At 62.7% G+C, this 21,872-nt stretch carries 17 protein-coding genes and 1 pseudogene; 13 read left to right on the top strand and 5 right to left on the bottom strand.

What is annotated here, in order from left to right; genetic code table 11:
* Positions 1-10: 10 nt before the first annotated feature.
* Both ACMGGW_RS10310 and ACMGGW_RS10315 read right to left on the bottom strand, forming a co-directional pair.
* Positions 11-805: an alpha/beta fold hydrolase gene (locus ACMGGW_RS10310; protein ID WP_049207178.1), complete on the bottom strand. Its 795-nt coding sequence runs from the start codon at positions 803-805 to the stop codon at positions 11-13.
* The gene (locus ACMGGW_RS10315) at positions 802-1,953 is read right to left on the bottom strand and encodes an FAD-dependent monooxygenase (RefSeq protein ID WP_033645813.1); all 1,152 of its coding nucleotides are present in this window, start codon (positions 1,951-1,953) and stop codon (positions 802-804) included. Before ACMGGW_RS10315 ends, ACMGGW_RS10310 begins: the two co-directional genes overlap by 4 nt.
* 326 nt (positions 1,954-2,279) lie before the next feature.
* Between ACMGGW_RS10315 and ACMGGW_RS10320 the strand changes: the two genes are divergently transcribed.
* The 4 genes from ACMGGW_RS10320 (at position 2,280) to ACMGGW_RS10335 (ending at position 8,068) form a co-directional block, all read left to right on the top strand.
* Positions 2,280-3,338, top strand: coding sequence for a 2,5-dihydroxypyridine 5,6-dioxygenase (locus ACMGGW_RS10320; RefSeq protein ID WP_025302742.1), 1,059 nt, complete (start codon positions 2,280-2,282; stop codon positions 3,336-3,338).
* A 66-nt stretch (positions 3,339-3,404) separates the two neighbouring features.
* On the top strand, positions 3,405-3,878 hold the full coding sequence (locus tag ACMGGW_RS10325) for a MarR family winged helix-turn-helix transcriptional regulator (RefSeq protein WP_025302743.1): 474 nt from the start codon (positions 3,405-3,407) through the stop codon (positions 3,876-3,878).
* Between the two features lie 85 nt (positions 3,879-3,963).
* Positions 3,964-4,506, top strand: a complete 543-nt coding sequence (locus ACMGGW_RS10330) for a (2Fe-2S)-binding protein (RefSeq protein WP_167324289.1) — start codon at positions 3,964-3,966, stop codon at positions 4,504-4,506.
* Positions 4,499-8,068 carry a molybdopterin cofactor-binding domain-containing protein gene (locus ACMGGW_RS10335; protein WP_167324290.1) on the top strand — a complete coding sequence of 1,190 codons (3,570 nt, stop codon included), beginning with the start codon at positions 4,499-4,501 and terminating at the stop codon, positions 8,066-8,068. The genes ACMGGW_RS10330 and ACMGGW_RS10335 overlap by 8 nt, the downstream gene beginning before the upstream one ends.
* A gap of 6 nt (positions 8,069-8,074) precedes the next feature.
* Here the strand turns inward: ACMGGW_RS10335 and ACMGGW_RS10340 are convergent, their stop codons facing one another.
* Positions 8,075-8,956 (bottom strand): LysR substrate-binding domain-containing protein, encoded by an 882-nt coding sequence (locus ACMGGW_RS10340; RefSeq protein ID WP_127146118.1) that lies wholly within the window; start codon positions 8,954-8,956, stop codon positions 8,075-8,077.
* A 107-nt stretch (positions 8,957-9,063) separates the two neighbouring features.
* Between ACMGGW_RS10340 and ACMGGW_RS10345 the strand changes: the two genes are divergently transcribed.
* Positions 9,064-9,807, top strand: a complete 744-nt coding sequence (locus ACMGGW_RS10345; protein WP_167324291.1) for a sulfite exporter TauE/SafE family protein — start codon at positions 9,064-9,066, stop codon at positions 9,805-9,807.
* A gap of 291 nt (positions 9,808-10,098) precedes the next feature.
* The gene (locus ACMGGW_RS10350; RefSeq protein WP_197831971.1) at positions 10,099-10,365 is read left to right on the top strand and encodes a hypothetical protein; all 267 of its coding nucleotides are present in this window, start codon (positions 10,099-10,101) and stop codon (positions 10,363-10,365) included.
* Positions 10,366-10,434: 69 nt separating this feature from the next.
* On the opposite strand, the pseudogene ACMGGW_RS10355 reads toward ACMGGW_RS10350, so the two are convergent.
* Positions 10,435-10,634 (bottom strand): annotated as a pseudogene (locus ACMGGW_RS10355) (monooxygenase); the annotation flags it as partial.
* 109 nt (positions 10,635-10,743) lie between these two features.
* On the opposite strand from ACMGGW_RS10355, the gene ACMGGW_RS10360 reads away from it, so the two are divergent.
* The 5 genes from ACMGGW_RS10360 to ACMGGW_RS10380 all read left to right on the top strand — a co-directional run bounded on the left by ACMGGW_RS10360 (position 10,744) and on the right by ACMGGW_RS10380 (position 16,837).
* On the top strand, positions 10,744-11,799 hold the full coding sequence (locus ACMGGW_RS10360; protein ID WP_197831972.1) for a P1 family peptidase: 1,056 nt from the start codon (positions 10,744-10,746) through the stop codon (positions 11,797-11,799).
* Between the two features lie 16 nt (positions 11,800-11,815).
* Positions 11,816-12,640 carry a M55 family metallopeptidase gene (locus ACMGGW_RS10365; protein WP_197831973.1) on the top strand — a complete coding sequence of 275 codons (825 nt, stop codon included), beginning with the start codon at positions 11,816-11,818 and terminating at the stop codon, positions 12,638-12,640.
* A gap of 200 nt (positions 12,641-12,840) precedes the next feature.
* Entirely contained in the window at positions 12,841-15,063 is a 2,223-nt protein-coding gene (locus ACMGGW_RS10370; RefSeq protein WP_049207190.1) for a xanthine dehydrogenase family protein molybdopterin-binding subunit, read from the top strand.
* The gene (locus ACMGGW_RS10375) at positions 15,063-15,521 is read left to right on the top strand and encodes a (2Fe-2S)-binding protein (protein ID WP_025302752.1); all 459 of its coding nucleotides are present in this window, start codon (positions 15,063-15,065) and stop codon (positions 15,519-15,521) included. Before ACMGGW_RS10370 ends, ACMGGW_RS10375 begins: the two co-directional genes overlap by 1 nt.
* Positions 15,522-15,532: 11 nt before the next feature.
* Positions 15,533-16,837: a c-type cytochrome gene (locus ACMGGW_RS10380; RefSeq protein WP_025302753.1), complete on the top strand. Its 1,305-nt coding sequence runs from the start codon at positions 15,533-15,535 to the stop codon at positions 16,835-16,837.
* A gap of 36 nt (positions 16,838-16,873) precedes the next feature.
* Here ACMGGW_RS10380 and ACMGGW_RS10385 read toward each other — a convergent pair whose 3' ends face one another.
* Complete coding sequence (locus tag ACMGGW_RS10385; RefSeq protein ID WP_167324293.1) at positions 16,874-18,043, bottom strand: cupin domain-containing protein; 1,170 nt, start codon at positions 18,041-18,043, stop codon at positions 16,874-16,876.
* A 560-nt stretch (positions 18,044-18,603) separates the two neighbouring features.
* On the opposite strand from ACMGGW_RS10385, the gene ACMGGW_RS10390 reads away from it, so the two are divergent.
* A complete protein-coding gene (locus tag ACMGGW_RS10390) occupies positions 18,604-20,460 on the top strand; it encodes a beta-glucoside-specific PTS transporter subunit IIABC (RefSeq protein WP_193403133.1) in 1,857 nt (618 codons plus the stop codon).
* On the top strand, positions 20,457-21,872 hold the full coding sequence (locus ACMGGW_RS10395; protein WP_151428495.1) for a glycoside hydrolase family 1 protein: 1,416 nt from the start codon (positions 20,457-20,459) through the stop codon (positions 21,870-21,872). The genes ACMGGW_RS10390 and ACMGGW_RS10395 overlap by 4 nt, the downstream gene beginning before the upstream one ends.

Here is a 21,872-nt window from a genome sequence, read left to right on the forward strand (position 1 = left end):
TGTTCCTCAGTTAATCCAGAAAAACGCCCAGGGCGCGGAAGAAGCCGTCGAAATCGTCCCACGGGATCATGTGTCCGGCGTTCTCGACCTCGACGATGGCGATCTCCGGCTGTAGCGCGCGGATCTCTGCCCGGTCTTCGGGCTGAATGACGCCGCCTTTGCCCGCGGCCATCAGCAGCGTCGGCATGGTCAGCAGCGGGTAGTCACGGTGGCTGTCCACCTGATGAAAATCGTCGTAGGCGCGTTGGATCGCCGGCTCGTAGCAGGTGTGCAGCCACTCGGCGCGCAGCCGGCGCTGCTCTTCGCTCCAGGTTGGGCAAAAGGCGCGCATCTGCTCGGCGCTCATGCCCGGCAGCGACTGCCGGATGGAGTCGGCGTACCACGGCCATTGGCCGGGATAGGCGCGGCGGCCGGGGCCGGAAACCGGCGGATCGACCAGCACCAGCCGCCGCACGCCGGCGGGCTGCAGAGCGGCGGCGCGCAGGGCGAAGCGGGCGCCCATCGAATGGCCGAGCAGGGCGTAACTGCCCAGGTTCAACGCAGCGGCGAAGGCGTTGACGTCCTGCGCGCAGGTCTCTGCGTCATAAGCCAGTTCCGGGCCGCTGGACGACAGACCGCGGCCGCGCACGTCGAGCACGTAGACGTCGTATTTTTCCCCCAGCCGCTCGGCGACGAAGCCCCAGGTGATCGCCGGGCTGGTGATGCCGGGGACCAGGATCAGCGCCGGGCCGTGGCCGCCGTAGCGCAGATAGTGTTGGCGAATGTCGTTGGCGTGAACGTGGGCGCCGTAGAGGAAGGTGCTCATGCGGCGTTCTCCGATTTCAGCGCTTGCGCGTACAGGTCGTAGCCGTAGACCCAGGCCGGATCTTCCTGGGTGCGCAGGAAGGTGTTGGCGTTGGACACCGCCTGCACCCGGGAGGCGCGCTCCTTGCGGTTGGCTTCATACAGCTGGAAGGCGGTGCGGTAGTCGCCGAGGCCGGTTTCCTGCAGGCAGCGGGTCAGCATGGCGGCGTCTTCGATCGCCATCGCCGCGCCCTGCGCCATGTGCGGTTTCATCGGGTGGCAGGCGTCGCCGAGCAGCACCAGACGGCCTTCGCTCCACAGCGGCAGCGGTTTGCGGTTCAGCAATGGCCATTTGGTGACCTGCTCGCTGGATTCGATCAGCGCCTGCACGATCGGGTGGTAGCCGGCGAAGGTCTCGAACATCTCTTCGCGGCTGCTGTCGATGAAGCTGCCCTGGAAATCCCAGGCCGGGTGCGGCACGCCGCTGACGTAGTAATACTCGTCGCGCCGTTGGGTGGTGTAGTAGACCATCAGATGGCGATCCGCCGACCACCACTTCACGCAGTCTTCGAACGTCAGGTTGTATTTCGCCAGCTTCTCGCCGCGGATCAGCGCGCGGTGGGCCACCCAGCCGCTGTAGGTCGGCGCTTCAGCGCCCAGCAGGTGCTCACGAATGCGCGAATTGATGCCGTCGGCGCCGATCACGATGTCGGCGTGGGCCGAGGTGCCGTCGACGAAGTTCAGCACCACCTCGTCACCGCGATCTTCAATTTTGCTCAGGCATTTGCCGAAGTGCAGGGTGCCGGGCTGCAGCGCGGAGAGCTGCAACGCCTGCAAATCGCCGCGGTGCACCGTCACATAGGCGGCGCCGTACTCCCGGCGGGCGAAGGCGCCCAGTTCGATGCGCGACAGGTAGTCGCCGCTTTCGGCGTCGCGGCTGAACCAGAAATCGGGATGAGACGCCATCTGCTCCAACCGCTGCTCAATACCGAGACGGCGGAAAATCTTCAGTACGTTCGGCCCCATGTGAATGCCGGCGCCAAGGCGTGAGAACGCCGGGCTCTGTTCATACAGATCGACGGTAAAGCCGGCTTTTTGCAGCAGCCCGGCGGCGGCGGCGCCCCCCAGCCCGGCGCCGACGACGGCGATGCGTGGTTGTTTGCTCATCATGTTTCCCCTGTCTGTTGGCTTTTTTCAGCGTAGGCCCAACGCGTGGCTGGACGATCGATTTATAGTGTATGCGCTAGATAACGCAAAGTTGCAAAAGTGTTAAATCAGATCTCGCTCACGCTAATTGACGGCGTATTACTGTTAAGCTCATGTTAATCACAGGATTGATGCGGGATGAAATAGGACTTTCTTATGGTGGATATTCGCAGCTTGCTTTCCTTTGCTTTTTTGACTTAGATGAAATGAGTGTGTTCACTTTAAATTGTTTGAAAAATCACCGCCGCCTTGCGGGCGTCGGTCACCCTTGACGAGACAGGAGACAGGCCATGGCGGTCAATGAAACCCAGTTGGTACAGCTGTTCGAGCAGGTGCTTACGCTGTCGAAGGTCGATGCTTCGCAGAGCGTGGCGATTTTGAAAAGCCATTATTCCGATGCGCGCACGGTGCGCGCCGCGACCGACGCAGCGCTGCGGCTGGGCGCCAAGGTGTATGCCGTCGAACTGCCGGCGTTCAACCATCCGCGAGCGATGGGCAACGACATGACCGCCTATTGCGGCGATACCGCGCTGACCGGCAATCTGGCGGCGCAGCGTGCGCTGGAGGCCGCCGACCTGATCGTCGATACCATGATGCTGCTGCATTCGCCGGAGCAGGAACAGATCCTGAAAACTGGCACCCGCATCCTGCTGGCGGTGGAGCCGCCGGAGGTGCTGGCGCGCATGTTGCCCAACGCGGAGGACAAGGCGCGGGTGCTGGCCGCCGCCGCCGTGCTGGAGCAGGCGAAGCTGATGCAGGTGACCTCCGCCGCCGGCAGCGATTTCCGCGCGCCGCTGGGGCAATACCCGACGGTGACCGAGTACGGCTATGCCGATGAACCGGGGCGCTGGGATCACTGGCCGAGCGGTTTCCTGTTCACCTGGCCGAATGAGGAGCAGGCGGAAGGGGTGCTGGTGCTGGAGGTCGGCGATATCTTGCTGCCGTTCAAAAGCTATGCGCGTGAACGCATCACGCTGGAGATCGAACAAGGGTTCGTTACTCGCATTCACGGCGGCTTCGAGGCGGAATACCTGCGCGAATACATGAAATACTTCGACGATCCGGAGGTGTACGGCATCTCGCACATCGGCTGGGGTCTGCAGCCGCGCGCCCAGTGGACGGCGATGGGTCTGCACGACAAGAACGACGGCATGTGCATGGACGCGCGCGCGTTCTACGGCAACTTCCTGTTCTCCACCGGGCCGAACACCGAAGTGGGCGGCACGCGCAAAACGCCTTGCCATATGGATATCGCGCTGCGCCGCTGCGACATTCGCCTCGACGGGCAAACGGTGGTGGCGGACGGTGAAGTGGTAGCGCCGGAGGCGTCGCGCGTGCGCCGGGCGTAATCGTTGCTGCCAACGGCGGGGGTTTGTACTATTCTCGTGGATTCCATAGATGGTGAGAGTAACGCAATGACGCCCCCCGAATACCCGTCAGCCGTGAGCGGCCAACCTGAAAATTATCATTTTACCGAGCAAGTCGGGCACCTGCTGCGCAAGGTTTATCAGCGCCACGTGGCGATTTTCCAGCAAAACGTCGGCGATTCGCAGCTGACGGCGGTGCAGTTCATCACCCTGTGCGCGGTGCGCGATATGGGGCCGAGCTCGCTGACCGAGCTGGTGCAGGTGACGGCGGTGGATCAGGCCACCATCCGCGGCATCGTCGAACGGCTGAAGGCGCGCGATCTGATCACGGTAACGCCGGATCCGATCGATCGGCGCAAGGTGGTGGTCGGCCTCACCGACGCCGGCGCCGTGCTGCTGGCGGAAACGGTGCCGCAGGCGGCGAAAATCACAGAACTGACGTTCGGTACGCTGAACCCGGCCGAACGGATAGCGCTGATATTCCTGCTGAATAAAATGCTGGAAGATCCGCCCACCGGCTGATTCGCCCGCGCAACGTCGGTTGCCTGGTGGTCGGTGGCGAAAGGCCAGCCCATAAGATCATCACGTGCAGGCGGAGACGCGAACAATGGTGATATCTGAAGTGCAATCGCCCAGGGACGGCGCGAAAACCACGCTGACGGAGCATCCGCTGATGCTGTCGGTGAACGGCGAACAGCTTCATGCGCAGGTGATGGCGGATACGCCGCTCTTGCTGGTACTGCGCAACGATCTGGCGCTCAACGGCCCGAAGTACGGCTGCGGCCTGGGCGAATGCGGTGCGTGTACCGTGTTGATCGACGGCGTGGCGGCGCGCTCCTGCGTGATCCCGGCGCTCGGCGTGTCCGGCCGGGCGATCGTGACCCTGGAAGGCCTTGGCGATCGCCAGCGCCCGCACCCGGTGCAGCGTGCCTTTATCGAAGAGCAGGCGGCGCAATGCGGCTACTGTCTCAATGGCATGATCATGACCACCAAAGCCCTGTTGGATCGTAATCCCGCCCCGAGCGAGGCGGAGATCCGTCAGGCGCTGTCCGGCAACCTGTGCCGCTGCGGCACCCATCTCGAAATCCTGCGTGCGGTTCAGCGCGCCATCATTCTCTGCCGCGATGAGGACGCCCACGCCCATGACTGATTCCCGTGTCCCATCGCCGAGCCAGGCCGACTTGCTGCAGCGCGACGGCGTGCTGCTGATCGTCGACAGCGTGCAACCGCCGCCGGGACTGGTGCCCAAAGGGCAAACGCCGGTGCTGAAGCCCAAAGAGCAGGGGCTGTTTATCGCCCTGTGCGGCAGCGGCGAAATCTATGCCTTTAACGGCCATGTCGATCTTGGCACCGGCGTGCGCACCGCGCTCGGGCAGATCGTCGCCGAAGAGCTGTACCTGCGCATGGATCAGGTGCAAATGGTGTTGGGCGATACCGAGCGCGCGCCGAATCAGGGCGCCACCATCGCCAGCGCCACGCTGCAGATCTCCGCCGTGCCGCTGCGCAACGCCGCCGCCGAAGCGCGCCGTTGGCTGTTGCGCCAGGCGGCGCAGCGCTTCGATGCGCCGGTGGAACAGCTGACGCTGGAGGTGGGCGTGATCCGCAGCCCGCAGGGGCAGGCGCTCAGCTACGCCGAGCTGGTGGCCGGCGGTCATGTCGAGCTGTCGATTTCCGGCGACGCGCCGCTGAAACCGCAGGCGGAGTATCGCCTGGTGGGCACCAGCACCGCGCGCGTCGATATTCCGGCCAAGGCGACCGGCGAAACCACCTACGTACACGATATGCGCCTGCCGAACATGCTGCACGGCCGGGTGGTGCGGCCGCCCTATGCCGGCTACGACAGCGGCGAATTTGTCGGCACCAGCCTGCTGGCGGTGGACGAAACCTCGATCGCGCATATTCCCGGCATCGTCAAACTGGTGGTGATCGGCGATTTCATCGGCATCGTCGCCGAGCGCGAAGAGCAGGCGATCAAGGCGGCACAGGCGCTGCAGGTCAGTTGGAAAGACTGGCGCCGCAATTTGCCGCAGATGACCGACGTGGCGCAGGCGCTGCGCGACAATCCGCACTCGACCCGGGTGGTGCACGATACCGGCGATGTGGACGCGGCGCTGGCGGCGGCCGACAGGCGCTTCACCCGCAGCTACCTGTGGCCGTATCAGCTGCATGCCTCGATAGGCCCTTCCTGCGCGCTGGCGGACTATCGGCCGGAGCGCCTGCAGGTCTGGTCAGGCAGCCAGAATCCGCACCTGCTGCGCGCCGATCTGGCCTGGCTGCTGGAATACCCGGAAGCGCAGATCGAGATCGTTCGCATGGAGGCGGCCGGCTGCTATGGCCGCAATTGCGCCGATGACGTCTGCGCCGACGCGGCGCTGCTGTCGCGGGCGGTGGGCCGGCCGGTGCGGGTGCAGCTGACCCGCGAGCAAGAGCATGTGTGGGAACCGAAGGGCACGGCGCAACTGATGGAGGTGGACGGCGGGCTGGACGCCGCCGGGCACCCGGTCGCCTACGATTTTCGCACCTATTATCCTTCCAACGGCGCGCCGACGCTGGCGCTGTTGCTGACCGGCCGGGTTGAGCCGCTGCCGGTGGCCTATGAAATGGGCGACCGCACCTCGGTGCCGCCATACGAATATCCGTCGCTGCGCGTCAGCATCGAGGACATGGCGCCGATCGTGCGCGCCTCCTGGATGCGCGGCGTTTCCGCCTTGCCCAACACCTTCGCCCACGAGTCTTATATCGATGAGCTGGCCCACGCCGCCGGCGTCGATCCGCTGGAGTATCGGCTGCGCTACATCCATGATGAACGCGCCAGTGAACTGATGCGCAGCACCGCAGAACGCGCCGGCTGGACGCCGCATACCGAACCGATGCAGACCCCGGCGGAAGACGGCGTGCTGCGCGGGCGCGGCTTTGCCTACGCCCGTTACATCCACAGCAAGTTTCCCGGCTTTGGCGCGGCCTGGGCCGCCTGGGTGGCCGACGTGGCGATCGACAAAGCCAGCGGCGAAGTGGCGGTAACGCGCATCGTGGTCGGCCACGACGCGGGCATGATGGTTAACCCGGACGGCGTGCGTCACCAAATCCATGGCAACGTGTTGCAATCGACCAGCCGGGTGTTGAAAGAGCGCGTGACCTTTGAGGAATCGACGGTCTCCGCCAAAGAGTGGGGGGCTTACCCGATCCTGACCTTCCCGGAGGTGCCGGAGGTGGACGTGGTGATGATGCCGCGCCCTTACGATCCGCCGCTGGGCGCCGGGGAGTCGGCGTCGGTGCCCAGCGCGGCGGCCATCGCCAACGCGGTGTTCGACGCCACCGGCATTCGTTTTCGCGAGCTGCCGATCACCTCGGACAAGCTGCGTGAGGCCCTGAACGGGCCGGATGCCGAGCGGCAGGCCGCGCCGCCCAAGAAAAAGAAACGCGGTAAATGGTGGTTCGGCGGCGCGGCGGGGCTGTTCGGCGCGGTGCTGGGCATCGCCGGCAGCGCCTTGCCATGGCGGACGGAGATCGCGCCGGTGGCGACGCCTGGCGCCGGCACCTGGTCGGCCGCCACGCTGGAGCGCGGCCGTCAGTTGGCCGCCGCCGGAGACTGCGCGGTTTGCCATACCGCGTCGGAAGGGGCGACCAACGCCGGTGGGTTGGCGATGGCGACGCCGTTCGGCACGCTCTACAGCACCAACATTACCCCGGACGTGGCAACCGGCATCGGCAACTGGTCGTTTACCGCATTCGATCGGGCGATGCGTCAGGGCATCGCCCGCGACGGCCGCCACCTCTATCCGGCATTTCCTTACACCGCCTTCAGTAAAATGACCGACGGCGACATGCAGGCGCTGTACGCTTATCTGATGTCGCAACCGGCGGTGCGCCAGAGCAATCCGGCCAATCAGATGCGCTTCCCGTTTAACCTGCGGCCGCTGATGGCGGGCTGGAACGCGCTATTCCTGCGCCAGGGGGAATATCAACCCGATCCGCAGCAAAGCGCGCAGTGGAACCGCGGCGCCTATCTGGTCAACGGCCTTGGCCACTGCGCCGCCTGCCATTCGCCGCGTAATCTGCTGGGGGCGGAAAAGGGCGGCGCGGCCTTCCTGGCGGGAGGGATGGTGGACGGGTGGGAAGCGCCGGCGCTGAATCAATTGGCCAATGCGGACAAGCCCTGGACTGAGGAGCAGCTGTTTCAGTACTTCCGCTCCGGGCATTCCGCCGAGCACGGCGTGGCGGCCGGGCCTATGGGGCCGGTGGTCAGCGAACTGGCGACGTTGCCGCAGAGCGATCTGCGGGCGATGGCCAACTATGTGATGTCGCTGAGCGCCAAGGCGACGCTGAATGTGGAACCGCAGGCGCAGTTGGCGGCCCGCGCGTTGCCTGCGGGTCAACTGGCGGGCGAGCGGTTGTTCCAGGGCGCTTGCCAGGCCTGCCACAGCGCCGCCGCCGGCGGGCCGCAGCTGTTCGGCGTCAGCCCGGATCTGGCCAATAACACCAATATCTTCAGCGATCGCCCCGATAACCTGATCAAGGTGATCCTGCAAGGGATCCCCAAGCCGGCCACCGCCGAATTGGGCTTTATGCCGGGCTTTAAGGACAGCTTTTCCGATCGGCAGGTGACGGCGCTGGTGAATTATCTGCGCCAACGCTATGCCGGCGACAAACCGGCCTGGCGCGACGTGGAGGCTCAGGTGGCGCGGCTGCGCGCAGAGCCGGGCACGCACTGAGCCGCCTCAGGCTTGGCGCAGGAACGCCACCAGCCGCTGCGCCGGCAGCGGCAGCTGCGCCAGGTCACGCACCGCGATTGACAGACGCCGGGTTGCCCACTCGTCCGTCAGCGGCAGGGCGCCGTGTCGGATCTCCGGATGGCGTTGGGCGCTCTCTTCCGGCACCACCGCCAGCCCGGCGCCGCGCAGCACCATGCGGCAGATGGCGTCGAAATTAGCCGCACGCGCCCGCAGCCGCATCGGGCCGCCGCTGCGTATCGCCAGCTGTTCCAGATGCTGTTGCAGCGCACTCTCTTCCGGCAGGCCGATGAAATCAAAAGGCAGGGCGTCCGCAAAGCTGAGCGTGCGGCGGCCGCTGAGCGCATGCCCCGGCGGCAGCGCCAGCACCAGACGATCCTGGCGAAAAGGGTAGCTTGCCAGCCCACGCAGATCGGCGTGGTCCGCCACGATGCCGATATCCGCCGCCCGTTCGGCGATCGCCAGCGCGATGGCCGGGCTGGGCAGCTCCTCCAGCGCGATGTCGGTGTGCGGGTGCAGCACCAGAAAATCCGCCAACAGCTCCGGCAGAAAAGCGTCGGCGGCGACGGTATTGGCGACGATGCGCAGCTGGCTGCGCTGGCCCGGCGCGAACTCGGCCATATCACCCCGCAGCCGGTCGCGCTGTTGCAGCAGCACGCGCGCGTGTTGCAACAGGCGCTCACCGGCGGGCGTCGCCTGGACGCCGCGCGGATTGCGCGTCAACAGCGCCACGCCGGCCTGTTGTTCCAGCCCGCGCATGCGGGCGCTGGCGGCGGCCAGCGACAGCCCGACGCGCTCGCCGCCGGCGGTGATGCTGCCGGTCTCGAGCACCGCCACCAACAGCCGCAGATCGATAAAGTCAAAATGCATGCGTTCTTCCTCTGTCTTTGCCGCAGGCAGGCTCTGCCATTGCCGCATTGTGCTGCGGCGCGGCGCTGGCCACAATCGAGCCGTTGATTCGCCATAAGGATAGACGCATGTCGCTGACGTTACTCGAGATTATCGCCCTGACGGGCATTTTTACGCTGGCCGGCACGGTCAAAGGGGCGATCGGTCTGGGGTTGCCGACGGTCTCGATGGGGCTGCTCAGCCTGATGATGCCGCCGGGGCAGGCCGCCGCGCTGCTGCTGTTACCCTCGTTGATCACCAATCTGTGGCAGTTGCTGTGCGGGCCGAGGTTGGGGGCGCTGTGCCGTCGACTCTGGCCGATGATGCTGTGCGTCACGCTGGGCACGTTGCTGAGCGCCGGCGCGCTCACCGCCACCGACGGCCGCCTGGCGCCGCTGGCGCTGGGCGTTTGCCTGATCGGCTATGCGCTGTTGGGATTCACCCGTTTCGATTGGCGCGTTTCCGCCACGGCAGAGCCTTGGTTGGGGCCGCTGTGCGGCCTGGTGACCGGCGTGCTGACCGGCGCCACCGGCGTATTCGTCATACCGGCGGTGCCCTATCTGAACGCATTGGGCCTGGCGCGTGACGATCTGGTGCAGGCGCTGGGGCTGTCGTTCACCGTCTCGACGCTGGCGCTGGCCGCCGGATTAGCCTGGCATCAGGCGCTGCCCGCTACGCTGCTCGGCGGTTCGCTGTTGGCGCTGTTGCCGGCGCTGGGCGGCATGTGGCTGGGGGAGAGGGTGCGTCGTCATTGTCGCCCGCAGCTGTTCCGCCGCCTCTTCTTTATTGGGTTATTAATCTTGGGCGTTGAGATTATTTGGCGATTCAATTAATTGAATCGATAGCATCTGCGTGTAATTAGGTTCGGTATATTATTCTGGATTTTATTCCAATATGATTATTTTCAGCAGTGAGAATACACCTTCAGTCATTCTTGTCAAAAAATAGCCCTTATGACAGCGGTTCCTGCGCCAGTGGTTTCTGGGGAATGGCAGTTCTACAGGAAATGGTTATGGCGGCAATGGCACTGGACCGAGAGAGGCCAGAGAATCCAGAACCAAACGCTAATTAACAGCTGCAATCCCAGCACAGAAGTAAAATTCTGTGCTTTTATGGGGTATATGATGAATAAATATGTTGTTTTTATAAAGAGCGATGAATCAAGGGGGCAGAGAAAGGAAGTGGTTACACGAGAAGTAATTAAAGATATGAAGCAGAAAGGGTTCAGAAAGCATCATATTGAAGTAGAAGCTGAGAACGAAAATGATGCCATTAACCAACTAAATAAGAACAGCAATGACTATTTGGACTCATTGAGAAATTTTTCCGGTGATTTATTGTTTTGCTCTGTTTGCGTCATTGTTATGGTCATGGTTTATTTATTCAATTGAGCCATAATCCAGTTTTGAATCATTCATTTTTTTATACTATCCGATTGCCCGCTAAAAACCCAATAAGGCTCAGGCCTGCGGGCCGCCCAAAATGGTCTCCCACATGCCGGCGAGAATGCGTTTGCCGATTTCGCTCTTCAGTCTTCATACCCGCCGTGGGTGATAGCCATGTCTTTGCCGTGCGCCACGTCGCAGCGTTTGCGTGCCTTCAGCACCAGATCTTGATAACGCAGCAGGGTGTCTTCGATGCCCTGCGAGTGGGTCTGAACGGCGATGGGGCAAGGCGATTTTTGCTGCCCGCTTCCGCTTTCAATTTACGGCGCGGCGCATTGCGCGATATTCTGGTTTTCTGATGGGCTAACGGCGGATGAGGGAACCATGATTGACAGCCAGGTGTTTGAACAACAAAGCCTCGACAATCTGCTGAGCTATTGGCGGCGCCATCGCCGCCTGCCGGGCGCGCGCTATCCGGCCGGGCCGACAGACAGCCTGTGTGACGTGCCGGGCGTCAGCGTCGGGCATCACACCTTGGCCGACGGCGAATGCCAGACCGGCATCACCGCCATCGTGCCGCCGGGCGATCTGTTCAACCAACCGTTGCCGTGCGGCAGCGCGGTGCTCAATGGCTTCGCCAAGCCGCTGGGATTGGTGCAATTGAATGAGCTGGGGGAGTTGCAAACGCCGATCCTGCTGAGCAACACCTTCGCCGTCGGCACGCTGTTCAACGCCATGGTGCGGCGCAGCTGCTTGCGCTACCCGCAGATCGGCCGCGGCAGCGCCACCATCAACCCGCTGGTGCTGGAGTGCAACGACGGCTACCTCAACGATATTCAGGCGATGGCGGTGCGTGAGGAGCACGTCTTCAGCGCGCTGGATAACCATTCCACCCGCTTTGCGCGCGGCAGCGTCGGCGCCGGGCGCGGCATGAGCAGCTTCGGCCTGAAGGGCGGCATCGGCACCGCCTCGCGTTATTGCCCGGGGCTTGGCACCACGCTCGGCGTGCTGGTGCTGGCCAACTTCGGTACCCTCGACTCGTTGACGCTGAGCGGCGTGCGCGTCGGCCCGGCGCTGGGCAAGCTGCTGGCGGACCCACCGCCGCAGGTGGACGCCGGTTCGGTCATTATCATCATCGCCTGCGATCGGGCGCTGGACAGCCGGCAACTGAACCGTATCGCCCGCCGAGCGGGCGCGGGTCTGGGGCGGGTGGGCAGCCATTGGGGGCACGGCTCCGGCGACATCGCGCTGGCGTTCTCCACCCGGTTGCTGGGGGCCACGCTGCCGGACGAACGGCTGGAGCCGCTGTTTGCGGCTGCCGCGGATGCCACCGAATACGCAGTATTGGATGCGTTGCTGAGCGCCGAGGGCGTCAGCGGTTTCCAGCAGCACGCGCGCGCAGCGCTGGGCCCGCTGCTCGATCGGCTGGCGGCAAATTGAATAACGGGAGTGTGATGTGAAAGTCTTTATCTCTGCGGATATCGAGGGTATTGCCGGCGTGATGCGGCCGGAGCAGTGCAACCCGGCCCATGCCGACTATGCGGTGGCGCGCGAGCTGATGGAGCAGGAGGTCAACGCCGCCATCGACGGCGCTTTTGCCGGCGGCGCCACCGAGGTGACGGTGGCCGACAGCCACGCCATGATGCAGAATCTGCGCGCCGATCGCATCGATGCGCGGGCGCGCCTGGTGCAGGGCAAGCCGCGCGGGCTGTCGATGGTGGAAGGGCTGCAGCATCAACGTTACGACGGCCTGATGTTTATCGGTTATCACAGCGCCTCCGGCGAACGCGGCGTGCTGGCGCATACCATCAACGGCCGGGCCTTTTATCGCGTCAGCCTGAACGGCGAGGTGGTAGGCGAAAGCGATCTGTATGCGGCGATGGCGGCGGAGTTGAACGTGCCGCTGTGGTTGGTGAGCGGTGACGACGAGCTGCAACGTTGGATCGCTGAACGTTATCCGCAATCTGGCTATGTTTGCGTAAAACGCGCCCTCTCGCAAACCGCCGCCGAATCGCTCAGCCCACAGCGGGCGCGGGCGGAGATCCGCGAGCGGGCGATGCAACAGGTGCGCCAGGGCGCCAGACTGCCGGTGGAGCGCCGTTTTATGCCGCCTTACCGGCTGACGCTGATGGCGGCCAAACCGGTGCTGGCGGATCTGTTCAGCCTGGTGCCTGGCGTGGAGCGCCAGGACGCGCTGACCGTGGCCTTCGACAGCGACAACATGGCGGCGCAAATCAACCTGCTCAGCGTTTTCTCCTATCTGGCGACGACGCAGAGTTGACCCCGGTGCGGGTGCCTGCCCGCACCGCACGATTCTCCAATAGAAAAACCCTCTTCAACATTAAGTCTACTGGATAATAGGCTACGCTAATTATTGCTCTGTTGCGCTATATCACCTGACGGGCGCAACAAGCCATTCCCATAACAAGATTTGTTTCGCCGAAGGCAGTGACGCCTTCGGTTTTTTTGGAGTCATGAGCAATGAGCATATCCCAAGTTCCGCTTTCGCGGCGGCGGTTTATCGTCGGCGCCGGGGCGTTGGTGATCGGCGCCTATCTGCCGTCCACCGGCGCGCTGGCGCGTTCGGCTGCCCCGATCGCCTCCGGCGCGGCGGCGTTAGACGCCAACGCCTTCGTTCAGATCGGCGCCGACGGCGTCGTCACCGTCATCAGTAAACACACCGAAGTGGGCCAGGGGGTCTATACCGGCATGGCGACGCTGGTCGCCGAAGAGCTCGATGCCGACTGGGCACAGGTGCGGGTCGTGGCCGCGCCGGTGGACACCAATGTCTACAAAAACCTGGCCTTCGGATTCCAGGGCACCGGCGGTTCCAGCTCGGTGGCCAATGCCTATGAGCAAATGCGGCGCATGGGCGCCATGGCGCGCGCGCTGTTGGTGCAGGCCGCCGCGCAGAGCTGGAAAACCTCGGCGCAGGAAATCACCGTGCAGGCGGGCAAGATCCGCCATGCCGCCAGCGGGCGCGAAGCGGGCTTCGGCGAATTCGCCGCGCTGGCCGCCACGCTGCCGCCGCCCGATCCCGCCAGCCTGACGCTGAAGGATCCGGCCAATTTCACCCTGATCGGCAAAACGCGCGGTTTGCACCGCGTCGATTCGCTGGCGAAAACCAACGGCAGCGCGCAGTTCTCGCAGGATATCCACGAGCCGGGCATGTTGACCGTCACCATCAAAAAACCGCCGCGTTTCGGCGGCAAGGTGGCGACGTTTGACGCCGAACGCGCGCTGGCGGTACCGGGCGTGGTGGCGGTGAAACAGGTTGCCACCGGCGTGGCGGTTTACGCCAACAATACCTGGGCGGCGATCCAGGGGCGGGACCGGCTGCGGGTCACCTGGGACGACGCGCAGGCGGAGCGACGCAACACCGAGGAAATCTACGCCGAATTCCGTCAGGTGGCGCAGAAAACCGGCGTGGTGGCGAAGAGTCTTGGCAAGCCGGACGAGGTGTTCGACAAGGCCGACAAGGTGATCGAGGCCGAATACACCTTCCCGTACGTCGCGCACGCGCCGATGGAGCCGCTGGACGGCTATCTGTTCTGGGACGGCGAGAGCGTCAAGGCGCGCTACGGCTGCCAAATCCAAACGCTCGACCACAAGCAGCTGTGCGATCTGTTCGAGTTGCCGCCGGACAAGGTACAGATTGAAACCATTCTGGCGGGCGGCAGCTTCGGCCGGCGCATCGATTTAGGCAACCCGACGCTGGGGCCGGATCTGGCGGCCGACATGGCGGCGGCGGCCAAAGGCATCGGCCCCGGCCACGGCGTGAAGGTGGTGTGGACGCGCGAGGACGACATCCGCAACGGCTGGTATCGCCCGATGATCCTGCACCGCCTGCGCGGCGCCATTCGGGGCGGCAAGGTGGTGGGCTGGACCGATACCGTGGTCGGCCACTCCTGGACGCGCCACAGCGCGATGGATGCGCTGGTGGTCAACGGCCTCGATCAGATGATGGTCGAAGGCGCCAGCGAGGTCTCATACACTTTCGAAGCCTTCCGCTGCGATGCGCATATCGTGCCCGGCAAGGTGCCGACCACCTCGCTGCGGTCGGTCGCCAGCACCCACACCGGCCATGCGGTGGAGAGCTTTATCGATCAGCTGTTGCAGGAAACCGGCCAGGATCCGGTCGAAGGGCGGCTGGCGCTGATGGGCGATGCGCCGCGCGCGGCGGGCGTGCTGCGGGCGGTAGCGAAAGCCGCTGACTGGCAGGGCGCTAAAGTGGTAGACGGACGCGCGCGCGGCGTGGGCGTCGCCAAGGCGTTCGACACCTATGTGGCGCAGGTGGCCGAGGTGTCGATCGGCGAAGGCGGCATCCCGAAAGTGCATAAAGTGTGGTGCGCGGTGGATTGCGGCGTGGCGGTGAACCCCGATGTGATCCGCGCGCAGATCGAGGGCGGCATCGGTTACGGCCTGAGCCTGGCGCTGTACGGCAATATCACGCTGAAAGACGGCGTGGTCGAACAGTCCAACTTCAATAACTTCCGCCCGTTGCGCATCGATGAGATGCCGGAGATCGAGGTGATCATTGTGCCCTCGACCGAGAAACCGACCGGCGTGGGCGAGCTGGGGGTGCCGACCATTGCCCCGGCAGTCGGCAACGCGCTGGCGCTGCTCGGGCGGCCGCGCACCTCGCTGAGCCTGCCGCTGCATAATCCCACTGCGAATCCGGCGTCTGACAAGGAGAGAACCTGATGATTCAATTAACCGTAAACGAGCAGCCGCTGACCTTCGAGGGCGATCCGCACATGCCGCTGCTGTGGTTCTTGCGTGACGAAGCCGGCCTGACCGGCACCAAATTCGGCTGCGGCATCGCCATGTGCGGCGCCTGTACCGTGCATCTGGACGGCGTGCCGGTGCGTTCATGCATGACGCCGGTCTCCGCCGCCGTCGGCAAAAAAATCACCACCATCGAAGCCGTGGGCGCCACGCCGGAAGGCAAGGCGGTGCAGGAAGCCTGGCTTGATCTGGACGTGGTGCAGTGCGGTTACTGCCAGTCCGGCCAGATCATGAGCGCCAGCGCGCTGCTGGCGCAAAGCAAGAACCCGAGCGATGCGGACATCGACGCGGCGATGGGCGGCAACGTTTGCCGTTGCGCCACCTATGTGCGCATTCGCGCCGCCATCCACCAGGCCGCCAAGGCGTTGGGTTAGGGAGAGATGCGATGAGCAATGCCTTGAAAGGGCTGTTATGGCTGATTATCGCCGTGGTGGTGTTGGCGGGAGGATACGCGCTGTATACGCTGCTGCGGCCCACCGGCGCTGAGCCTGCGGCGCCGATCGCCGGGGCGCCGGCCGGCATCACCGACAAACTGGCGCGCGGCGAGTACCTGGCGCGTGCCGCCGACTGCGTGGCGTGCCACACCGCGCCGGGCGGCGCGCCTTATGCAGGCGGCTTCGCCTTCAAGTTGCCGTTCGGCACCATTTACGGCACCAACATCACCGCCGACAAGGAAACCGGCATCGGCAACTGGAGCGACGATCAGTTCGTGCGCGCGGTGCGTGAGGGCATCGGCCCACAGGGCAACCTGTATCCGGCGATGCCTTATACCTCGTACACCGAACTGAGCCGCGATGACGTGCTGGCGATCAAGGATTATCTGTTCAGTCTGCCGCCGGTGAAACAGGCCAACCCGCAAAACGAGCTGTCGTTCCCGTTCAACCAGCGTTGGGGCATGAAATTCTGGAACCTGGCGTTCTTCCAGGAGCAGCGTTTCGCGCCGGATCTCAACAAGGATGAACAGTGGAATCGCGGTGCCTATCTGGCGACGGCGCTCGGCCACTGCGGCGAGTGCCATACGCCGCGCAATCTGGGGTTTGGTCTTAACCAGAGCAAGCACCTGAGCGGTGAAGTGGTGCAGGGCTGGTTCGCCGCCAACATCACGCCGGACAAACAGACCGGCATCGGCGGCTGGAGCGACCAGCAGCTGTCGCAATATCTGGCCACCGGCCATGCGCCGGGGCGTAGCAGCGCCGCCGGCCCGATGGCGGAAGCGGTGGAAAACAGCCTGCAGTTCCTGACGCCGGAAGATAATCTGGCGCTGGTGAAATACCTGCGCGACATCGAACCGATTGCCGGCGATGGCGCCGCTGCGGTGAATCTGCAGCCGAAGGGCGCGGGGGCTTCCACCCCGATCCTGCCGGGCGGGCAAGACAGCTCGCTCGGGCGGCGGATGTTCGCCAACGACTGCAGCGGCTGCCACCAGTGGAACGGGCCGGGCCGCCAGAGCGAGTACGCGTCGCTGGTGGGCAGCACGGCGGTGAACGATCCGCAGGGGCGCAGCGTGGTGCAGGCTATCTTGAAGGGGACGAGCATCAGCGTCGGCGAGCGGCATGAGATGATGCCGTCGTTCGGCAGCGCCTATTCCGACGAGGAAGTGGCGGCGGTCGCCAACTTCGTGGTCGGCCATTTCGGCGACAAACAGGGCAAGGTCACCGCCAAACAGGTGGCGGAGCAGCGCAAGCAGTAAAGAAAGCGGCGAGGGAGATTCTCCCTCGCCGCAGCGTCAGCGGCTGCGCCGCGACATCACCCGTTTGTCTTTCGGTCTATCCTGCCAGTCCTCAACCTGATTATTGAAGTTGTCCGCCAGCAGGTAAGCCGGGGTTTTCGCCAGCCAGTCGGACAACGAAATATCCTGATAAATGCCGTTGTCCATCACGATCAGTACCTTCAAATCCTCATCGCCGATGTTCTCGATGTAATGGCCGAAGCCCTGCGGCACGTAACCGACGTCTGAAGGGGCGTACTCTTCCGTCTGCGCGTGGCCGTGCGAGCTGAACACCGTCATCCGGCCTTTGCCGGCAATATAGTATTGCCATTCGTTGGCGTTGGGGTGCCAGTGCAATTCCCGGATCGCGCCGGGTTTCACGATCTCGATGATGCCGGTCATGGTGGTGGAAATAGGAAATTCTTTCGACGACACCAAATGGACGCTGCCGGCGTCATTTTCAAAGAACGGCTTTTGCTTCATTAATTCATAGCGGTGGGTCAGCGGGGCATTATTTAATCCGCCGTCGTTTTTCGGCAATGGTAATGTGGGCGGGACGGCGCCGCCGACAATATAAGCTTCACCCTGTTTGGCCTTGGAAAATACCGCCGCCGGCATGTCGATGCTTTTTTCCAATACCTCTTTCGGCATATGCGCCACCCAGTCGGTGATGCTGAAGGTGCCGAATTCGGAGAAATGCCCGTTATCGAATGCCAGAATAAAATGCGCGCCGTCCGCCAGCGCCTGAATGGAATGGCCATAGCCTTTCGGGAAATACCAGACGTCGCCGGGGCCGAAATCCGCCACCTCACATTTTCCCTCGGGATCGAGGATGGTGATGCGCGCATGGCCTTCCAGCATGAATGCCCATTCGGCGGCGATGGCGTGCCAATGCAGTTCGCGCACGCCGCCCGGCTCCAGCGTCATGTCGACGCCCGCCACGCCTTCGGAGATCGGGAATTGCTCGACGGTGGCTTCGCGTGCCCAGCCGTTGGGCAGGCTGCGTTTTTTGCTGTCGGTGAATTTGTATTTATAGAGATGCTGCGCATCGGCAGGCGGCTGATAGCTGCTGGGAGGCACGATATTACGATGGTCGTCGGCAGCGGCATTTTTGGCGATGCCGCCGATCATGCCGGCGGCGGCCGCGCTGACGGCGGAGACTTTCAATATATCACGACGCGATAGCATAGCATTTTCTCCAATATAAACCGTGCGCCTGCAGCAGCAGGCAACGGGGAAGGCGCGATCGCCATTGAAATGATTTTTTGTCATCGGCGGGAATAGGCTGTGACCCTTAAATCCTAGCGGCTGGAATGTATTGCGTAGGCGCTTATTTGTTTGCGTTTGTTACTAAGTGAGTGCAGGTTTAATTAATTGCCCGGAAGTTGAATAGTCATGGATCTGAATTAATCTTCCCCCGTAATTAAATAAACAAAGTGACAATAAAGCGCATTATTTTGGGTTATTTCCTTCCGATTGCGCTATGGGTGTGCGCAAAAAGCGTGCAGCGGCGACATTGCAGTGCATTTACGCTAAATCGTGACGCCTTTCACAACGCTGACGTATGGCTATTGCCGAGTATTCGCGAGTATGGTGATACTTTTAGCGCGGTCGAGAAGACCGCACACCATTTTTATTGCGGCGTGTTACTGCTAAAGCAGGCAAGACCAAAATAGGAATGCACTTCTCCTTGTGACGAGGCGCATTTCCATTTTGGTCTTTTTTTTTGCATTTTACCGGGGAAAACGATGGACTATCAGAAACTTGGCTTAGAAATATTGGCGCGGGTCGGCGGTAAAGGCAACGTCAGCAAGCTGACGCACTGCGCGACCCGTTTGCGTATGGAATTCAACGACGACGCTAAAGTGGATTCGAAGGCGATCGAAGCCCTGCCGGGCGTTATCAGCGTGGTGGTGCGCGGCGGCCAGTTTCAGATCGTGGTCGGCAATAACGTGCAGCAAACGTTCCGCGTGCTGCAAAAGGAGATTGGCCAGCCGCAAACCGGCGCTCAAAAGCAGCAGCCGAAAGGTGGCGTGGTGTCACGGATTATCAGTGTGATTTCCACGACCTTTACCCCGGTGATCCCGGCCATTACCGGCGCGGGGATGATCAAGGCGCTGCTGGCGATCCTCAAGCTGGCCGGGGCGATAGATCCCGCCGGCACGACCTATCGATTGCTGGATACCGTCGCCGATGCGGCCTTTTTCTTCCTGCCGGTGCTGTTGGCTTACGGTGCCGCGATAAAATTCGAGTGCAATCCCATCCTGGCGATGACCCTCGCCGGCGCGTTGCTGCACCCTAATCTGGCTCAGATGCTGGCGGCAGGCACCGCGATTGATTTTCTCGGCATGCCGGTGCGGCTGGCGGATTATGCCGGCTCGGTGCTGCCGATCATTTTTACCGTGTGGCTGATGTCCTATATAGAGCGGTTTGCCGAGAAGGTTTCGCCGACGATGATCAAGTTCTTCACCAAACCGATGATTGTGCTGCTGGTCACCGCGCCGCTGGCATTGGTGGTGGTCGGGCCGTTCGGCATTTTCCTCAATGACATGGTGGCCGCCGGTGCGGCGATCGTCGATGGTAGGGCTAGCTGGCTGATTCCTATGTTGATGGGCGGGCTGCAGCCATTTTTGGTGATCACCGGCACCGCCTGGGCGATGACACCGATAGCCACCGGCCAATTGACCAAGAATGGTTTTGAGATGATTAACGGGCCGGGCATGTTGGCGTCCAATATTGCGCAAGGTGCGGCGACGCTATGTGTGGCATTCCGCACCAAGAACACGAATTTGCGCCAGTTGGCTTCCTCTGCCGGTTTTACCGCGCTGTTGGGGATCACTGAACCCTCGCTGTACGGGGTGACGCTGAAACTGCGCAAGCCGTTAATCGCGGCGATGATCGGCGGTGGCTGCGCCGGCATTTACGCCGGGTTGAGCGGGTTGGTGCGCTATGCCTTCGTCTCTCCTGGCCTGGCTGCTTTGCCGGCGTTTATCGGTGAAAACCCGATGAATATCGTGCATGCGCTGATCACTTGCGCCATTGCCATCGTCGTGACCTTTGCCCTGACCTGGATCCTTGGCTTCGACGATCCGGTCGAGGAGACGAACGAAGAGACTCAGGTGGCGGCAGCCGACGAGGTATCGCCGGTTTTCAGCCCTCTGACCGGCAAAGCCGTGACGTTGGATCAGGTCAACGATGACGTCTTCTCACAGGGCTTGTTGGGCCAGGGCATGGCGATCATTCCGTCGGAAGGCGTGCTGCGTGCGCCGCTGGACGGCGAGATCGTGACTTTCCTGCCGTCAAAACATGCGGTCGGCATCAAGGGGGACAACGGTGCGGAGCTGTTGCTGCATATCGGCATCGATACGGTAAACCTGGGTGGCCAACACTTTGACTCCGGACTGCAGGTCGGCGACCGCGTGAAGGTCGGCGACGAGCTGGTGCGTTTTGACATCGGCGCGATCGCCGCATTGGGCTTCGATCTGACGACGCCGGTATTGATCGTCAACAGCGAAGCGTTTCAGGTTCAGGTGTTACCTAAGCCGCATGGCGTTCATGCCGGTGAGACGATTATGGTGCTGAAGACCAATAAGGAGCCGGCATGATTTATCAACGCTTGCACGATTTTCCCGCCGAGTTTCTCTGGGGCGCGTCGACTTCCGCCTATCAGGTGGAGGGCGCATGGAATGAAGACGGCAAAAGCCCGTCGATCGTCGATATGCTCGAACATCCCGCAGGCACGGCGGATTTTACGGTGGCTAGCGATCACTATCATCGCTTTCGCGAGGATGTGAAGCTGTTCGCTGAACTGGGGTTAAAGGCCTATCGGTTTTCGGTTGCGTGGACGCGCGTGTTGCCCGATGGCGTCGGCGAAGTCAATGCGCCGGGGCTGGCGTTTTACCGGCAGTTGATCGACGAATTGCTGGCGCACGGCATCGAGCCGGTGGTGACGCTGTATCATTTCGATCTGCCTTATGTGCTGGAGCAGCAGGGCGGCTGGTCCAATCGCGCCACCATTGACGCTTTTGTCACTTACGCCGGCGTGCTGTTCGACGCCTTCGGCGATCGGGTGAAGTATTGGCTCACCATCAATGAACAGAACACCATGATCCTGCACCCCGGCGCTATCGGCACGCCCAAAGGCGGTGCGTTGCCTGACAAACGGACGCTGTATCAGCAGAGTCATCATATGTTGGTCGCTCAGGCCAAAGTCATGGCATTATGCCATCAGCGCTGTCCCGGCGGGAAAATTGGCCCGGCGATCAATACCACCTCGATGTATCAGGAGACCTGCAATCCGCTGGATGCCATTGCCGCCCACAACTGGGAGACGTTGCGCTGTTGGAGTTTTCTCGATGTGGCGGTGCATGGCCGCTACAACGCCCTGGCCTGGCGTTATCTCGAGGATCGAGGGTGGGCGCCGGACAGGGAGCCGGAGGATGCGGCGCTGCTGTTGGCGGCACGACCGGATTATGTGGCGATCAATTACTATTCCACCGCCACGATCGCCGCCAGCCGCGGCGACGGTGCAGACGTGAGCGCACGCGCCGGCGATCAGCAAATCATGCTCGGCGAACCGGGCGTGTATCGTGCGGCGGAAAACCCGTTTGTCGGCAAGACGCGCTACGGATGGGTGATCGATCCGGTTGGCCTGCGCTTAACGCTGCGCAAGACCTTCGAACGCTATCACCTGCCGATACTGATCACGGAGAACGGCATTGGCGCGCCGGATGAATTGCGGGCGGATGAGACCATCGACGACGACTATCGCATTGAATTCATGCGGCAGCATGTCGAACAGATGCGGCTGGCGATCAACGATGGCGTCGAGCTGCTCGGTTACTGCCCGTGGGCGGCGATTGACGTCGTCAGTACGCATCAGGGTTACGCCAAGCGCTATGGATTTATCTACGTGAACCGCGGAGAACGGGATCTTAAGGATCTGCGGCGCATCAAAAAACGCAGTTTTGACTGGTATCGGCAGCTTATCGCCGCCAATGGCCGGTTGGGCAAATAA

Origin of the sequence: Serratia sp. BNK-4 (assembly GCF_048685115.1) — a bacterium.
GTDB classification, from domain to species: domain Bacteria; phylum Pseudomonadota; class Gammaproteobacteria; order Enterobacterales; family Enterobacteriaceae; genus Serratia; species Serratia bockelmannii.

Bases quoted from the DNA above. Each gene is read 5' to 3' on its own strand.
- ACMGGW_RS10310 (WP_049207178.1), bottom strand. From the start codon at position 805: ATGAGCACCTTCCTCTACGGCGCCCACGTTCACGCCAACGACATTCGC.
- ACMGGW_RS10315 (WP_033645813.1), bottom strand. From the start codon at position 1,953: ATGATGAGCAAACAACCACGCATCGCCGTCGTCGGCGCCGGGCTGGGG.
- ACMGGW_RS10320 (WP_025302742.1), top strand. From the start codon at position 2,280: ATGGCGGTCAATGAAACCCAGTTGGTACAGCTGTTCGAGCAGGTGCTT.
- ACMGGW_RS10325 (WP_025302743.1), top strand. From the start codon at position 3,405: ATGACGCCCCCCGAATACCCGTCAGCCGTGAGCGGCCAACCTGAAAAT.
- ACMGGW_RS10330 (WP_167324289.1), top strand. From the start codon at position 3,964: ATGGTGATATCTGAAGTGCAATCGCCCAGGGACGGCGCGAAAACCACG.
- ACMGGW_RS10335 (WP_167324290.1), top strand. From the start codon at position 4,499: ATGACTGATTCCCGTGTCCCATCGCCGAGCCAGGCCGACTTGCTGCAG.
- ACMGGW_RS10340 (WP_127146118.1), bottom strand. From the start codon at position 8,956: ATGCATTTTGACTTTATCGATCTGCGGCTGTTGGTGGCGGTGCTCGAG.
- ACMGGW_RS10345 (WP_167324291.1), top strand. From the start codon at position 9,064: ATGTCGCTGACGTTACTCGAGATTATCGCCCTGACGGGCATTTTTACG.
- ACMGGW_RS10350 (WP_197831971.1), top strand. From the start codon at position 10,099: ATGAATAAATATGTTGTTTTTATAAAGAGCGATGAATCAAGGGGGCAG.
- ACMGGW_RS10360 (WP_197831972.1), top strand. From the start codon at position 10,744: ATGATTGACAGCCAGGTGTTTGAACAACAAAGCCTCGACAATCTGCTG.
- ACMGGW_RS10370 (WP_049207190.1), top strand. From the start codon at position 12,841: ATGAGCATATCCCAAGTTCCGCTTTCGCGGCGGCGGTTTATCGTCGGC.
- ACMGGW_RS10375 (WP_025302752.1), top strand. From the start codon at position 15,063: ATGATTCAATTAACCGTAAACGAGCAGCCGCTGACCTTCGAGGGCGAT.
- ACMGGW_RS10380 (WP_025302753.1), top strand. From the start codon at position 15,533: ATGAGCAATGCCTTGAAAGGGCTGTTATGGCTGATTATCGCCGTGGTG.
- ACMGGW_RS10385 (WP_167324293.1), bottom strand. From the start codon at position 18,043: ATGCTATCGCGTCGTGATATATTGAAAGTCTCCGCCGTCAGCGCGGCC.
- ACMGGW_RS10390 (WP_193403133.1), top strand. From the start codon at position 18,604: ATGGACTATCAGAAACTTGGCTTAGAAATATTGGCGCGGGTCGGCGGT.
- ACMGGW_RS10395 (WP_151428495.1), top strand. From the start codon at position 20,457: ATGATTTATCAACGCTTGCACGATTTTCCCGCCGAGTTTCTCTGGGGC.